This window comes from Paractinoplanes ovalisporus, assembly GCF_016834655.1.
In the GTDB taxonomy this organism is placed as follows: Bacteria; Actinomycetota; Actinomycetes; order Mycobacteriales; family Micromonosporaceae; genus Actinoplanes; species Actinoplanes ovalisporus.
Window position 1 is genome coordinate 56164 of the sequence record NZ_JAENHP010000006.1, and the last position, 16257, is coordinate 72420.

At 70.8% G+C, this 16257-nt stretch carries 7 protein-coding genes; 1 reads left to right on the plus strand and 6 read right to left on the minus strand.

Annotated features, from left to right (window positions below; translation table 11 throughout):
* Positions 1 to 7: 7 nt before the first annotated feature.
* The 5 genes from JIG36_RS54090 to JIG36_RS20380 all read right to left on the minus strand — a co-directional run bounded on the left by JIG36_RS54090 (position 8) and on the right by JIG36_RS20380 (position 14224).
* On the minus strand, positions 8 to 3004 hold the full coding sequence (locus tag JIG36_RS54090; RefSeq protein WP_203377937.1) for an FG-GAP repeat domain-containing protein: 2997 nt from the start codon (positions 3002 to 3004) through the stop codon (positions 8 to 10).
* 14 nt (positions 3005 to 3018) lie between these two features.
* Entirely contained in the window at positions 3019 to 6012 is a 2994-nt protein-coding gene (locus JIG36_RS20365; protein ID WP_203377938.1) for an FG-GAP repeat domain-containing protein, read from the minus strand.
* An 11-nt stretch (positions 6013 to 6023) separates the two neighbouring features.
* On the minus strand, positions 6024 to 9023 hold the full coding sequence (locus JIG36_RS20370) for an FG-GAP repeat domain-containing protein (RefSeq protein ID WP_203377939.1): 3000 nt from the start codon (positions 9021 to 9023) through the stop codon (positions 6024 to 6026).
* Entirely contained in the window at positions 9023 to 12052 is a 3030-nt protein-coding gene (locus JIG36_RS20375) for an FG-GAP-like repeat-containing protein (RefSeq protein ID WP_203377940.1), read from the minus strand. Before JIG36_RS20375 ends, JIG36_RS20370 begins: the two co-directional genes overlap by 1 nt.
* An 87-nt stretch (positions 12053 to 12139) precedes the next feature.
* Positions 12140 to 14224 carry a S9 family peptidase gene (locus JIG36_RS20380; protein ID WP_203377941.1) on the minus strand — a complete coding sequence of 695 codons (2085 nt, stop codon included), beginning with the start codon at positions 14222 to 14224 and terminating at the stop codon, positions 12140 to 12142.
* A 201-nt stretch (positions 14225 to 14425) separates the two neighbouring features.
* Here JIG36_RS20380 and JIG36_RS20385 point away from each other — a divergent pair, with 201 nt between their 5' ends.
* Positions 14426 to 15568 carry an FAD-binding oxidoreductase gene (locus JIG36_RS20385; protein ID WP_307872814.1) on the plus strand — a complete coding sequence of 381 codons (1143 nt, stop codon included), beginning with the start codon at positions 14426 to 14428 and terminating at the stop codon, positions 15566 to 15568.
* Between the two features lie 6 nt (positions 15569 to 15574).
* On the opposite strand, the gene JIG36_RS20390 is transcribed toward JIG36_RS20385, so the two are convergent.
* Positions 15575 to 16186, minus strand: a complete 612-nt coding sequence (locus JIG36_RS20390; protein ID WP_203377942.1) for a dihydrofolate reductase family protein — start codon at positions 16184 to 16186, stop codon at positions 15575 to 15577.
* Between the last annotated feature and the right edge of the window lie 71 nt (positions 16187 to 16257).

Here is a 16257-nt window from a genome sequence, read left to right on the forward strand (position 1 = left end):
CCCCGTGTCAGTAGATGCTGGAGTACTGCTGGTATCCGGTGCCGATCAGGGCCCGGTCGCCGAAGGTGCCCTGTCCGGTGCCGAGGCGCTGGAAGAGGTTGCCGGCGGTGTCGCGCAGGACGAGGTCGTTCTTGCCGTCCTCGTTGAGGTCGCCGGCGCCGATGACGGCGTTGTAGCCGAGCCAGCCGGTCCCGACGACGCGCAGTCCGGATTGGAAGGTGCCGTCGCCGTTGCCGAGCATGGCGTACATGGTGCTGGTGGGGTCGTACTGCATCATCAGGTCGGCTTTGCCGTCGCCGTTGATGTCGCCGTTGCCGACGAACCGGCTGTAACCCTTGTACCCGCCCGCGATCTTGATGCTGGCGGTGAAGCCACCGGTGCCGTTGCCGCTGAACAGGAACAGTGCACCTGACTCACGGTCACGGGCGACGAGGTCGGACTGGCCGTCGTCGTTGAGGTCACCGGTGTGGATCAGGGCGTCGTAGACGTTCCAGTTGCCCGGGATCAGCAGGGAGGTCTTGTTGCCGAACGGCGGTTCCTCGCCGCCGAGGTAGGCGCGCAGGCTGCCGTCGGAGCGGCGGATCAGCAGGTCGTTCTTGTAGTCCTTGCTGATGTCGCCGAACGGCACGAGACCGTTGAGCGCGCCCAGCGACTCGTCGCCGGCACTGTTGAGCACGGTGGTGCCGTTCGGGCCGGGCTCGGTGAACTGCCAGCTGCCCTGACCGGTCGCGGCGCTGCTGAGCGCGAGCAGCGTCGGCCGGCCGGTGCACTCGTAACTGTGCAGGGTCGGAGTGCCGCCGCAACCGACGGTGAAGAGCCCGGTGGCGACGTTGGTCGAAGCGCCGTCCACAGTGGCCGCCAGCGTCCAGCGGAACGTGCCCTTGGTGGCCCGCCGGCCCCCGATGGTGCCGTCCCACGAGAGGCTCGTGGTGACCCGTGCGGCGCCGCCGGTGACCCGGGCGGTCTCGGTGGACCGCAGGGGTGCGACGGTCAGCGTGGTCGACTCGACCGGCCGGCTGAGCTGAGCGATCACCGGGAGGGCGCCCGGCAGGGTGATCGCGGTGGGCACGGTCGTGACGCCGGCCGCGGGAGCCGAGGGGGTCACCCCGGGGTCGACGACGTGGACCGCGTTGCCGGCGTCGACCCAGGCGGCGTCGCCGCCGAACTTGTCGACGGCCCACGTGATGTTGCGGTCGTCGGTGAGGTCGCCGCGCGGGAACGTGGCCATCCTGACCGGCTCGCCCAGGACGCCGCCGGTGAGGTCGTAGCGCAGCAGGTCGCCGTTGGCGTCGTGCCGGACCAGGTAGTTGTCCGCGAGCAGGAACTGGCCCGCCGGTACTCCGATCAGCTTGCGGGTGGCCAGCTCCACCACCCCGGCCGTGCCGTCGGCGCAGGCCCAGTAGACGTGCTTGCCGGTCGCCTGCAGCTCGGTCTTGGCGCAGGGCGACCCGGTGCCGACCGGCTGCAGGCCCTGGACTCCGGTGGCCAGGTTCCAGACCTCGACCAGGGCGCCGGTGCCGGCCCGGTACATCGTGTTGAACCACAGCGCCGAGGCGGGCGCGCCGGCGAAGCTGAGCTTCGTACCGTTGGCCCGGAAGACGTCCTGCGAGTTCGGGTAGTTGACCAGACGGTAGTTGGGTGACGCGTCGACCAGCCGGGCGTTCGGCCCGATCGCGGGCAGGACGGTGCCGAGCGGGACCGACCGCAGCTGCGGGTTCTCCGGCTCGTCGCTCAGATAGGCCGACCCGTTGCTGGCCCCGTCGATCGCCCGGACGCAGATCACGCCGGCCTGGCACGCCGCCGGGTTGACCAGCGGGCCGTCGGCCACCGCGGAACCGGTGCCCGGCGCGCCGACCCCGAGCTGCGTGGCGTACTGCCGGAAGAGGGGCGAGACACCGGGCCGGATCAGGGCCGTCGTGTGCCGCACGACACCGGTCGAGATGCTGACACCGGCGCTGGTCATGGCGGTCAGGGGCAGCACGACCGACTGGCCGTCCGCGGTCGCCTTGCGCACCGACCAGTCGCTGGTGCCGGTGCCGCCGGTGAGAAGAACCCCGTCCGCGCCCTGCAGAAGGGTCTCCCCGCCCTGCGCCACGACCTCCGTCGGCGTGGTGCGGCCGGCGGCGTAGCGCAGAACCGGCAGCTTGCCGGTGGAGTTGATCGACGTCGTGGCCAGGATCAGATCCTCGCCGGCCAGGCCGACGTGCCCCGAGTTGATCGTGGACACCTCGATGGGGTCGGGCGCGGTCGCCGTGCCGTCCAGGATCTCCTCGCGGTTGAGGATCTCGGCCGTTCCGCTGGTGAACAGGCCGACCGCCTCGTCGGAGAGCTTGTACCAGCCGGCCGCGGTGGTCGTGGGCAGCACACCGATCTTGCCGGTGGCGGCGTCCAGCAGGCCGTAGCGCGGTCCGCCGCCGTTGGAGCCGAGCCGCAGCAGGGCGCCCTTGCCGTCGCCGTGAGCGATGGTGACGGTGGTCGCGTCGGCCGGGACACCGGTGACCGGCACCGCGGTCCAGGAGCCGTCCGCGGCCCGCTTGCGCGGCTCCAGCTCGGACGGGCTGCCCTCGGAGATGGAGAGCAGCGAGTCGCCCATCAGCCGGAACCGGGCGATGCTCGGTCCCATCGGCACCTCACGCCACGTCATCGTGGCGAGGTCGAGCGCCTGACGGGTCGTGTCGGTGACCGGATGGCCCGGTGTCGAGATGCCGAGCACGACGGTGTCGCCGCCGGCCGGGGTGAGGTTGGTGGCGTTCACCCCGGCCAGCTCCTCGACCACCGTGGTGCGCCGGTCGGCGTAACTGGTCCACAGCCACGGCGTGCCGAAGCGGTGCAGGTATCCGGTCGCCCCGGCGAACAACAGCTCGTCGGAGATGTAGGAGTCGATGGTCGGTGCGGGCAGAACCCGCACCTCGGACGGTGCGGCGGCCGCCCGGGCGATGCCCGGGACGGCCAGTGCGGTAGCGACGAGAACGCCGCCGAGTGATACTGCGATGGATCTCTTCACGTTTCCCCCGTGAATCAGTAGAGACCTGCGTAACTCTGGTAGCCGGTGCCGACGAGCAACCGGTCGCCGAAGGTGCCGGTGCCGGTTCCGAGACGCCGATAGACGTTGCCCGCGGCGTCACGGAGCAGAAGGTCGTTCTTGCCGTCCTCGTTGAGGTCCCCGGCGCCGACGACCACGTTGTAACCGAGCCAGCCCGTACCGACGACCTTCAAACCGGCCTGGAAGGTGCCGTCGCCGTTGCCGTAGAGGGCGTACATCGTGCTGGTCGGGTCGTACTGCAGCATGAGGTCGGCTTTGCCGTCGCCGTTGATGTCGCCGTTGCCGACGAACCGGCTGTAGCCCTTGTAACCGCCCTCGATCTTGGTGGCCGCGTTGAACCCGCCCTTGCCGTTGCCGGTGAAGAGGTAGAGCGCGCCGGTGGACGTCTCGCGGGCGATCAGGTCGGACTGCCCGTCGCCGCTGACGTCACCGGTGTGGATCAGCGCGTTGTACGAGTTCCAGTTGCCGGGGATGACCAGCGACTTGCTGTTGACGTTGGGCGGCCCGCCGTCGCTCAGCAGGACCCGCAGCGAGCCGTCGGAGCGGCGCACCAGCACGTCGTTGCGGTAGTCCTTGCTGATGTCGCCGAACGCCACCACCGCGGTCGGCCCCGCCCACGAGCTGATGTGGTTCGTCGGCAGCAGGCTCGTGCCGGGCGGGTTGGTGAAGAACCAGCGGCTGAGGCCCGTGGCGCTCGGGCTGAGCGCGAGCACGGACGGCCGTCCCTGGCAGTCGTAGCTGTGCAGGGCCGGCATCCCGTCGCAGACGACGACGGTTCCGTTCGCGACCGGGGTGGTGGTCGCGTCGGCGGTGACGGACAGCGTCCACCGGTACGTCCCGCTGGCCGCCCGCTTGCCCGCGATGGATCCGTTCCAGGTCGCCGCGGTCTCATAGCGCGTCGGCCCGGAGGCGGGTCCGGTGACGGTGGTCCCGGTACGCACCTGGGTGAGGGTGAGCCGGGCCGAGTCGACCGGCCGGGTCAGCCGCACGGTCGCCGAGAACGCGTCCGGCAGGGTCACGGTGGTCGGGGCGTAGTGGTAGAGGGCGGTGGGCGCCGACGGGGTCACGCCCGGGTCGACGATGTGCGTGGCGCTGTCGCCGTCCACCCAGGCGACGTCGCCGCCGAACTTGTCGACGGCCCACGCGATGTTGCGGTCGTCGGTCAGTTCGCCACGCGGGAAAGTGGCCATCGTGACCGCGTCGCCCAGCGTGCCCTCGGTGAGGTCGTGGCGTACGAGAGCGCCATTGTCCTCGTGCCGGGCCAGGAAGTTGTCGCCGAGCAGGTGGAGGCCCGCCGGGACCGGGATGTTCCGGCCACCGACCTTGTCGTAGACGCCGGCCGGGCCGCTCGCGCCGCACGTCCAGTAGAGGTGCCGGGCGGTTGCCTGGACCTCGGTGGCGGTGCAGTCCGATCCGGTGCTGACCGTGGTGCCGGCCAGCCCGCTGTCCAGGTCCTTGCCCTGGATGGTGCCGGCCCCGGTGGCGGTCCACAGTGTGTCGAACCACAGGGCGGCGCCGGTCACCGGGCCGGTCGAAAGGACGGTTCCGTCGTACCGCACGACGTACTGCCGATCCGGACCGGTGCCGTTGACGATCCGGAAGCGGTTCGAGGCGTCGACCACGGTTCCGCCGGTGGACGGCAGGGGCGTGGCGGTGATGTGCGAGGTCGATTCGGTCGACGTCATCAGCGAGACCTCGGACGGGTCGGCCCTCATGTAGGACGTCCCGGTGGCGAAGCCGTCCACGGTGCGTACGCAGGTCTCGCCGGTCTGGCACGGAATCGGGTCGTGCAGGGCGTGCTCCGGGGCGGCCGGACTGCCGGGTCCCGCGGCGAACTGGTGGGCGGAGAGGCGGTACTCCGTGGCCTCACCGGGACGGTGCCGCGCCGTGACGCGGCGCAGCATGCCCGAGCTGAGCGTGACCCCGGCGTTGATCCTCGGCCCGGTCAGGGACAGAACCACCGGCTGGCCGTCGGCGTCGGCCCGGCGAACGGCCCAGTCGGCCGGTCCGGAACCGCCGACGAACAGCACACCCTCCGGCGCCTGGACGATCTCTTCGTTCGCCTCGGCCACCTTCGCCGGGGTGGTGTTGTCGCGGGTGAACCGCCACAGACCATCCCGCGTGGGGCTCGGATTCTGGACGACGACATCGCGCCCGGCGAGCCCGGCCCGATGGGTGTAATAGCCGTCGGGCAGGGTGATGGTGTCCGGCTCGTCGGTGAGCGCCGACCGGGAGAACGTCTTGGCCGCGGCCGGGAGCAACAGCCCGACACGGTCCTCGGTCAGCACCACCCGGGAGGCGGCGCCGGCGGCGGGCATCAGTTCGGTCCGGCCGGTGCTCGCGTCCAGCAGGCCGTAACGGGTGCCGAACGAGCCGCCGAAGCGGAGCACGGCATGGGTGTCGTCGCCGGCCTCGATCGTGATGTTGGACGTGCCCTCGGGAACGCCGGTGACGGGGGTCGTCGTGGTCGTGCCGTCCGCCGCCGTCCGCTGCAGTTCGGCCTCGTAGATGGCGACGAGCAGCAGCGAGTCGCCGATGAGGCGGAAGTACTGCCGGTCGTTGGGCTTGGTCACCGCGCGCCATGTCATGGTGCCGAGGTCGAGCGTCTGACGGGTCGTCCCGGAGCTCGGGTGGCCCGGGGTCGACGTCCCGACGCCGATGACGTCGCCGCCCATGCCGGTGATCGACCCGGCGCCGACGCCGTCGAGGGCGTCGACCACGGTGGTGACCCGGTCGGCGTAACGGGTCCACAGCCACGGCGTCGAGCTCATGCGGCGATGCAGGAATCCGGTTGTCCCGGCGAAGACCGGGAGGTCGCGCTGGTAGTCGGCGGTGTCGTTCGGGTAGGCCGGGGCAGGGACGACGGTCACCTCGGACGGCGCGGTGGCCGCCTGAGCGATGCCGGGAACGGTCAGACCGCCGCCGGCGACGATGACGACGCCGGCGGCGGCCGCAAAAGCTTTCTTCATGATTCCCTGTGTCAGTAGATGCCGGAGTACTGCTGGTATCCGGTGCCGATCTGGGTCCGGTCGCCGAAGGTCCCGTTGCCGGTGCCGAACCGGCGGAACAGGTTGCCGGCGGTGTCGCGCAGGACGAGGTCGTTCCGGCCGTCCTCGTTGATGTCGCCGGCGCCGATCACGACGTTGTAGCCGAGCCAGCCGGTGCCGACGACCTTGAGACCGGCCTGGAAGGTGCCGTCGCCGTTGCCGTAAAGGGCGTACATGGTGCTGGTCGGGTCGTACTGCATCATCAGGTCGGCCTTGCCGTCGCCGTTGATGTCGCCGTTGCCGACGAACCGGCTGTAGCCCTTGTAACCGCCCTCGATCTTGACGCTCGCGTTGAACCCGCCGGTGCCGTTGCCGGTGAACAGGAACAGCGCACCCGAGTCGCGGTCACGGGCGACCAGGTCGGAGCGCCCGTCCCCGTTCAGGTCACCGGTGTGGACGAGGGCGTCGTAGACGTTCCAGTTGCCCGGGATCAGCACCGACGAGTTGCTGCCGAACGGCGCCTGGTCGCCGCCGAGGTAGGCGCGCAGGCTGCCGTCCGAGCGCCGGACCAGCAGGTCGTTGCGGTGGTCCTGGTTGATGTCGCCGAACGGCACCAGGCCGTTGAGCGCGCCCAGCGACTCCGGGCCGCCGTCGAGCAGCAGGGGATTGGTGGGGCTGCCCTGTTCGAAGAACCACCAGGAGCCCCGGCCGGTCGAGGCGCTGGTCAGCGTCAGCAGCGACGGCTGGCCGGTGCACTCGTAGCTGTGCAGGGGCGGGGTGCCGCCGCAGAACACGGAGAAGATCCCGTCAGCCACCTCGGAGGTGCGTCCGTCCACTGTGCCGGAGATCGCCCACCGGTAGAGGCCCTGGGTGGCCCGCTTGCCGTCGACCATGCCGTCCCACGAGAGGGCCGCGGTGACCCGGGCCGGGCCACCGGTGGTGCGGGCCGAGACCTTTCCCGTACGGACGGAGGTGACCGTCAGCGTGGACGAGGTGATCGGACGGGACAGCTGGGCGCTCGCGGTGAACGTGCCCGGCATGGTGAGACGTCCGGTGTCGGTGGACGAGGGCCCGACCGGGTCGGACGGGTCGACGCCCGGGTCGACGATGTGCACCGCGTTGCCCGGGTCGACCCAGGCCACGTCGCCGCCGAACCGGTCGACCGTCCACGAGATGTGGCGGTCGTCGGCCAGCTCACCGCGCGGGAAGGTGGCCATGGCGACCGGCTCACCCAGCGTGCCACCGGTCAGGTCGTAGCGCAGCAGGGCGCCGCCGGCGTCGTGCCGCACGAGGTAGTTGTCGCCGAGCAGGAACTGATGCCCGGCCGGAACCGGGATGCTCTTCTTGGCGGCCAGGTCGTAGACACCGGCCGGCCCCTGCTGACCGCAGCTCCAATAGAGGTGCTTGCCGGTCGCCTGCACCTCGGCCGCCTGGCAGGGCGCGCCGGTGCTGATCAGCTTGTTGTCGGGGTTGCTGATCCGCAGGTCCCAGGGCGCGAGCACGCCGTCGGGCTGGGCGCGCCACAGGGTGTCGAACCACAGCGAGGCGGCCGGGGTGCCGGGGAAGGACCGCCAGTCGCCGTCGGCCTGGTAGGCCCACTGCGAGGTCGGCGTGTTGACCAGCCGGAAGCCGGGCGAGGCGTCGACCAGCGAGGCGTCGGTGGTCTGCAGGTCCCAGGCGGTGTCGCCCGGGGTCGAGCTGCGCATCAGGCGGTTGCGGGGGCCGGAGGCCACATAGGAGGCGCCCTGGCTGTTGGAGCCGTCCACCATCCGTACGCAGGTGGCCCCGGTCTCGCACGGCAGCGGGTCGACCAGAGCGATGTCGTTCACCTGGGAGCCGGTTCCGGGGGCGCCGACGCCGATCTGCTCGGCGAAGAGCCGGTAGTCGGCCGCCTCGCCCGCCCGGGGCAGGGCCGCGACGTGCCGCAGCACGCCCGACGAGAGGGTGACACCCGCGTTGACCATGTCGCCGACGAGCGGGAGCACCACCGATTCGCTGGTCGCGGTCGCCTTGCGCACCGACCAGTCGCCGACGCCCGACCCGCCGACGAAGAGCACGCCGTCGGGGGCCTGCGCGGGGAACGTGTCGGCGCGCGGCACCAGCGTCGTCGGCTGGCTGCTGCCGACGCGGTAACGCAGCACCGCCTTGTCGGTGAGCGTGATGGACGGGGTGACGATGATGTCCTCGCCGGCCAGCCCGATCAGGCCCAGCGAGACGGTGGAGGGGAAGGTGACCGCCCGGGGTACGGTCGCCGTCCCGGCCAGGACTTCGGCGCGGGGAAGGCTGCGGGCCCCGAAGTTGGTGAACATGCCGATCCGGTCCGCGGTGAGCACTACGTCCTGGGCGGCGGGGACGTTCGGCAGCTCGGCGACCCGGCCCGAGGCGACATCGAGCAGCCCGTAGCGGGCAGTTCCGGAGACGGCATAACGGAGTACGGCGCCGGTGGCGTCGGCGGCGGCGATGGCGAGGTTCGTGGCTCCGTCCGGGATGCCGGTGACCGGAACCTCGGTGGATCCCCGGCTCAACTGCACGACGGCCGGGGTGTCCCGGCTGATGGTCAGCACCGAGTCGCCCAGCAGCCGGTTGTACGACTCGGCGGCGCCCATGGTGATCTCGCGCCAGGTCATCGTGGCGAGGTCGAGGGCCGGGCGGGTGGTCGTGGTGACCGGGTGGCCGGGAACCGAGACGCCGAGCACCACCGTGTCACCGCCGCCCGAGGTGATCGCCGAGGTGGCCACGGCGGCCAACGCACCGACCACTGTGGTCCGGCGGTCGGCGTAGGTCGTCCACAGCCACGGCGTGTCCGACGCACGGCGGTGCAGGAAACCGGTGTCGCCGGCGTGGGCCAGCGTCTCGGTCGGATAGGTGGGATAGGCCGGGGCCGGAACGACCCGGACCTCGGAGGGGGCCGTGGCCGCCACGGCGACGCCGGGAACGGCCACACCGGTCGCGATCAGGAGGCCACCGAGGGCGGCCGTCAACGTCTTCTTCATCAGTAGATCCCCGTGTATTTCTGGTAGCCGGCGCCGATGAGCTGGCGGTCGCCGAAGGTGCCGGCGCCGGTGCCGAGGCGGCGGTAGAGGTTGCCGGCCGCGTCGCGGACCACGAGGTCGTTCTTGCCGTCCTCGTTGAGGTCGCCGGCCCCGATGATCAGGTTGTAGCCGAGCCAGCCGGTGCTCACGAGCCGCAGACCGGACTGGAAGGTGCCGTCACCGGCGCCGTACATCGCGTACATCGTGGTGCCGAGCAGCAGGATGAGGTCGGCCTGGCCGTCGCCGTTGATGTCGCCCGGCCCGACGAAGCGGTCGTATCCCTTGTAGCCACCGGCGAGCTTGACGCCGGCCGCGAAGCCGCCCGTGCCGTTGCCCTTGAAGAGATAGAGGGCGCCGGTGTCGGTCTCGCGGGCGATCAGGTCGGACTGCCCGTCGCCGCTGACGTCCCCGGTGTGGATGAGGGCGTTGTACTTGTTCCAGTTGCCCGCGATCAGCAGCGACGTGCGGCCGCCGAAGTTCGGGTCGTCGCCGCCGAGGTAGACCCGGAGCGAGCCGTCACTGCGGCGGATCAGCAGGTCGTTGCGGAAGTCCTTGCTGATGTCCCCGTACGGCACCACGGCCGTGACGCCGTTCCACGACTCGGTGAAGCCCTGGTCGTGCAGCGCGGCCGTGGCCGGATCCGAGATCAGCCAGTGCCCCTCACCGGCCGGCGACTGCCGCAGGCCGAGCAGCGACGGCACCCCGGTGCACGAGTAGCTGTGCAGGGTGGGCACGCCGCAGTTCACCGTGATGAGGCCGGTCGTGACGGCGGCGGTCGAACCGTTCGCGGTCACGGTCCAGCGGTAGCGGCCGCTCGGCACCCGCTTGCCGTTCTGATAGCCGTTCCACGACAGGGTCACTGTGGTGCGGGCCGGGCCACCGGTCGAGGTCGCGACGACCGTGCCGGTGCCGGCGTCGGCGATCGTGAGCTTCCACGAGTCGATCGGCCGGGTCAGCGTGATCCAGCGGTTCCAGGCGCCGTCGGTCATGTACCAGACGTCGGTCGAGAACGTCTCGCTCGAGGTGAAGACGCTCGGCGCGGACGGGGTCACGCCGGGGTCGACGATGTGCACCGCGTTCTGCCCGTCGACCCACGCGACGTCGCCGCCGAACTTGTCGACGGCCCAGGTGATGTTGCGGTTGTCGGCGAGCGAGCCGCGCGGGAACGAGGCGAGGCGGACCGGTTCGCCGACCGTGCCGTCGGTCAGGTCGAGGCGTACGAGGGTGCCGTTGTCGTCGTGGCGGACCAGGTAGTTGTCGCCGAGCAGGTAGAGGCCCGCGGCCAGCGGCAGGTTGACGCCGCGCACCTTGTCGTAGACGCCGGCCGGCCCGCTCGTGCCGCAGGTCCAGAAGACGTGCCGCGCGGTGGCCTGCACCTCGGAGGCGGTGCAGTTCGAGCCGGTGCTGAGCGTGGTGCCCGTACGGCCGCTGTTGAGGTCCTTGCCCTGGATCGAGCCGGGCGCGGTGGCGCTCCACAGGACGTCGAACCACAGGCCGGCGCCGGTGACCGGGATGCTCGTGTACCGGTCGTAGCCCGGGTCGTAGACGTACTGCGACGCGGGCGAGGTGCCGCGGACGATCGCGTAGTTGAAGGACGCGTCGACGACGGCGCCGCCGGCCGGGGGCAGGACCTTCTCGACGTGGCTGGTGTGGATGTCCTGCCGGCTGATCACCGAGATCGAGTCCTCGCCCGGGGCCCGGCTGACGTACATGGTGCCGTAGTGGTTGCCGTCCACCGACCGGACGCAGGCCACCTGATCGGCGCAGGGCACCGGGTTGTCGAGCGGGCCACCCTCGAGCCGCTTCGGGTCGTCGGCGCCGGGCACCAGCTCGTGGTTGAAGACCTGATAGTTGGACTCGGAGACGGCCTCGATGTGCCGCAGCACGCCGTGTGCGAGCGTCACACCGGCGTTGGTGAGCGGCTGCATGTCGCTGATCCGCAGGACGATCTGCTGGCCGGCGCCGGTGACCCGGCGGATCGCCCAGTCGGCCGGGCCGGTGCCGCCGACCAGCAGCACACCGTCCGGCGCCTGCTGCATGTGCGGGAGGGAGGTCTGGGCGAGCGCCACCGCCGTGCCGGTCTCGCCGGGCGCGGTGAGCCGCTGCGCCGGGACCTGGCCGGTGCCGGTCGGAACGACGATCACGTCGCGGCCCGCGAGCATGGCGCGGTCGGCCGGAATCGCGGCCTCCGGGTTGATCACCTCGGCCTCGGCGCGGCCGGCGACCACACCGGAACGGTCGTAGGTGTGGGCGACGTCGGAGGTGAGCAGCGCGACCCGGTCGTCGGTCAGCCGGGCGGCGGTCGCGATGCCCGGGAAACCGGCCGGGATCAGCGCGACCTCGCCGGTCTTCAGGTCGAGCAGGCCGTAGCGCGCGGCGCCGCCGACGGCGAGCCGCAGGACGGCCGACGTGTCGTCACCGGTCAGGACGGCCGGGGCCGGGAACGTGGTGCCCGTTTCGAGCCCGCTGAGCGGCACCACAGTGGCCGACCCGTCGGGGGCGATGTGCCGCATCTCGAGCAGCGACGCGCTCGCGCTGTTGCGGGAGAGCATCGTGCCGCCGTACACGAAATGCAGGTTGGTCTGGCTCTTCGGCTTGGCCAGTTGCCGCCACGTCATCGTGGACAGGTCGAGGGTGGTCACCGTGTCGGCCGAGGTGTGGCCGGGGACGCCGGAGAGCGTGACCGTGTCGCCGCCGGACGGGACGAGGTCGCTGCGCGAGATGCCCTCGAGGCCCTCGACCAGCGTGGTGGCACGGGTGTCGTACCGCGTCCACTGCATGGTCCCGGTGCCGGCCCGGCGGTGCAGGAACCCGGTGCGGCCGGCGAACCAGATCTGCTCGACCTGGTAGCCGGTGACCGTGTCGGACGGGATGACGGTCACTTCGGACGGAGTGGTGGCGGCCTCGGCCGGGGAGGCGACCGAGACGCCGACCGTCAGAACGAGACCGGAAACGACCGCCGCGATCGCGCGGCGGGAAGCACTGTGCATTTATAGCCCCCGTATTGATCGACCGGATCGTAGACATTCACCGTCGCCGTTTCAACAGTGATGTCTCCGGTCGGCCCGGGGGCCCTGCTAATTGCCGCTGAGTCCCAGCACGTCGAGCGTCCAGGAGAGTACGAACGCCTCTTCGCGCCAGGCGTCGTAGCGCCCGCTGGGACCGGAGTGGCCGGCGCCCATCTCGGTCTTGAGCAGGTAGTCGCCGTCGGGGGCGACCGCGCGCAGCCGGGCCACCCACTTGGCCGGCTCGTGATAAAGCACGCGGGTGTCGTTCAGGCCGGCCATCACGAGAATTCGCGGATATTTGAGCTCCGCGACGTTTTCGTACGGGCTGTAGCCCTTCATATATGCGTAGACGTCGGATGATTCGATCGGGTTGCCCCATTCTTCCCACTCGGTGACCGTGAGCGGGAGAGAAGGGTCGAGGATGCTGGTCAGCGGGTCGACGAACGGCACCTCGGCCAGGATCCCGGCGAACTCCTCCGGCGCCAGGTTGGCGATCGCACCCATCAGCAGGCCACCGGCCGAGGCGCCCCGGGCGACCAGCTGAGCGGGCGTGGTCCAGCCGCCGCGGGTGAGGGCCTGGGCGCAGGCGATGAAGTCGGTGAAGGTGTTGCGCTTGGTGAGGATCTTGCCCTGCTCGTACCACCGGCGGCCCATCTCGCCGCCGCCGCGGATGTGGGCGATGGCGAAGACGACGCCGCGGTCGAGCAGCGACAGGCGGGCGATCGAGAAGTACGGGTCGACGCTGGTCTCGTACGACCCGTAGCCGTACAGCAGCATCGGGGCCGGGCCCTGCTCGTGCACGCCCTTGCGCGCGACGATCGAGATCGGCACCCGGGTGCCGTCGGACGCGATCGCCCACTCACGGAACTGCTCGTAGTCGGCCGGGTCGTAACCGCCCAGCACCGGCTTCTGCTTGCGCAGCATCATCGAGCGGGTGTTCAGGTCGACGTCGTAGACCGAGCCGGGCGTGACCATCGACGTGTATCCGATGCGGACGGTCGCCGTGTCGTACTCCGGGTTGCCGGCGAGGCCCACCGCGTACAGAGGCTCGGGGAACTCCATCTCGTACGAATCGGTGCTGCCCGCGGTCATCACGCGCAGACCGGTCAGGCCGTCGCGGCGCTGCGAGACGACGATGTGGCGGGCGAACGCGTCGACCGACTCCAGGCGGGTGCCCGGCTCGTGCGGGATGAGATCGACCCAGTCGCCGGGATGGTCGGCCGAGGTGTAGGCCAGCGCGAAGTCTTCGGCGTCGCGGTTGTGCAGGATGAGGAAGCGGTGGCCGTGGTGCTCGATCGAATATTCCACGCCCTGCTCACGCGGCGCGATCAGGGCTGCCTCGGAGTCGGGGGCGTCGGCCGGGATGACCCGGACCTCGGAAGTGATCTTGCTGCCGGCCGAGATGACGATGAACTTGTCGCTGCGGGTCGTCTCGACGCCGACCCAGAAGCGCTCGTCCGCCTCCTCATAGATGATCACGTCTTCGTCCGAGGGGCGGCCGATCGTGTGGCGCCAGACGCGGTGCGGGCGCCAGGCCTCGTCGACCGTGACGTAGAAGAGCGAGCCGGCGTCGGTCGACCACGCGCTGTCGTAGAACGTGTCGGGCACCTCGTCGGCCAGCACCTCGCCGGTGCGCAGGTCCTTGACGCGCAGCGTGAAGCGCTCGTCGCCCGAATAGTCGGTGGAGTAGGCCAGCCAGTTGCCGTCGACGCTGACGTCGAACGCGCCGAGAGCGAAGTAGTCCTTGCCCTCGCCCAGCTCGTTGCCGTCGAGGAGCACCTGCTCGTCGGCCTGGTCGGTCATCGACGGCGGGTCGGTCTCGCCGGGGCGCACGGGCACCCGGCAGTGGATGCCGTACTGCTTGCCCTCGACCGTGCGCGTGTAATACCAGTAGTCGCCCCTGCGGGAGGGCACGCTCAGGTCGGTCTCGAGGGTGCGGCCCTTGATCTCGTCGAAGATCGTGCCGCGCAGGGCCGCCAGATGGGCCGTCGCCTGCTCGGTCCACGAGTTCTCGGCTTCGAGGTAGGCCAGGGTGCGCGGATCCTCCTTGCCGGCCAGCCACGCGTATTCGTCGGTCACGGTGTCGCCGTGGAAGGTGCGCTCGGTGGGCACCTGGTCTGCCGTGGGTGGGCGGTCGGGAGTCTGGATCGTCACCTGCCCTAGGTTACCGGTCCGGTTTTCCCGGCTTCCGGAGTTCTTGCGCCTGTGGACCGCGCTCATTCGAACACGTGTACGATATGCCAGAGTGGACGATCTTCAGACCGTTCGATCCGCCGCCGTCAACGATTCCGCTGTTTTGACAAGACCCGCTGTTTTCGACAAGACCCGCTGTTTCGACAAGACGTGGAGGGCCCGGTGCCGTCGCAAGATCCCGATCGGGTGCTCAGTGCGCTTGTGGACATCTGCGGACCCGACTATGCGCGTGCTGCCCGCTCGATCGACACGGTCTCCGGCCGCCGGGTCGGCCACGTCGCCGTGCCGGCCACGGCCCGGGCGGTGGCCGATGTGCTGCGCCTGGTCGCCGACGAGGGCCTGAGCGCCCTGCCGCGGGGCAGCGGCTCCAAGATCGACTGGGGAACGCCGCGGGCCGGGGTCGACGTGCTGATCGACACGGGCCGGCTCAGCGGCATGTGGAACCACGACGTCGAGGGCGCCACGGCCGAGGTCGCGACCGGCACCCCGGTGCGGGCCCTGCAGGCCGCGCTCGCGTTGCAGGGTCAGCGCCTCGTGGCCGACCCGCCCTCCCGCGCGGCCACGGTCGGCGGCATGCTCACGGTCAACGAGTCCGGGCCCCTGCGCTACCGCTACGGCACGCCCGCGGAATACGTCACCAGCGTGGCCTACATCGACCGGGTCGGCGAGGCGGCCTCGTCCGACGGGGAGGACGGCCGACCCGGCCTGGCCGAGATCGACGGTGTGATCACCGCGGCCACGCTGCGTCTGGAGCCGCTGCCGCAGGCCCGCCGCTGGGTCGGGGTCGCCGTGCCCACCCCGATGCAGCTGGGAAAACTCGTCGCCGCGGCCGATGAGGCCGAGCCCAGCGCGATCGAGGCCGATCTGCCGGCCGGCGGTCAGGGCGGCACCCTGGCCGTGCTGTTCGAGGGCGCCGAGGCGTCGGCCGTCGAGCGGGCCGAGTCGCTGGCCGCCGCGTGGGGCTCCGGCGCCGTGGTCACGCCGATCGCGCCGCCGTGGTGGGGTGTCTATCCGTTCCGCCGCGACGACGTGGCGCTGCGGCTCTCGGTCTCCGCCGCCGACCTGCCGGCCGCGCTCTATGCCCTGGGCGACGCCGTCGGCGGGCCGGTGCCGGTGCGCGGTTCGGCCGGGCTGGGCAGCGTCCACGCGGTGCTGCCGGGCAGCCTTCCGCCGACTCGCATCACCGAGATCGTCGAGAGCGTCCGGCACGTCCTGCTCGCCCGCAACGGGCGGGCGGTCGTCGTCGCGGCGCCGGCCGAGGTGGCCCACGAGGTCGAGATGGCCGGGCGGCTCGACTTCTTCTAGTGCTTCCTAGTGCAGCACCGCATACCTGCTCGACGCGGCGGCCGGGTGCCGCTCGGGGATGTAGTCGCTGCCCACGGCGTAGGTCAGATAGGCGAAGGCGCCGATCTGGGCGGTGCCGGTCAGCGCCAGGTGCCGCGCGGTCAGGTGGCGGGGCAGCAGCGGAGCGCCGCGGCCGAGCACCACCGGGGCGATACCCAGGATGATCTCGTCGAGCAGGCCCTGGTCGACGAACTGGCCCACCAGGTCACCGCCGCCGACCAGCCAGACGTTCTTGCCCTTGGCGGCCACCAGCATCGCCTCGTGCACCCGCTTCACGTCGCCGCTGACCATGAAGATGTTGGCGTCGGGCACGAGCGGCAGCTCGCGGTTGGCGAAGACCCAGCACGGGATGTCGCCGTAGAGGTCGTGCCAGTTCTGCGGCTGGGCCAGCACGTTGTCGTTCTCGAGCACCCACTCGTAGGTGGTCGCGCCCATGGCGAACGCGCCGACACCCGCGAAGAAGCCGCCGAAGGGGTTCTCGTTGCCCCCGTCGACGTCGAAGAGCCACTCCAGCGAGTTGTTCTCATCGGCGATGTATCCGTCGATGCTCGTCGCCGTGTAGTACTGAGTTTTCGCCATGACAAACACCATGCCACGAAATATCAGGCTTAAAGGGGCGAATCGGCTGCCTTAAGAGTGGCTGTGCGCAG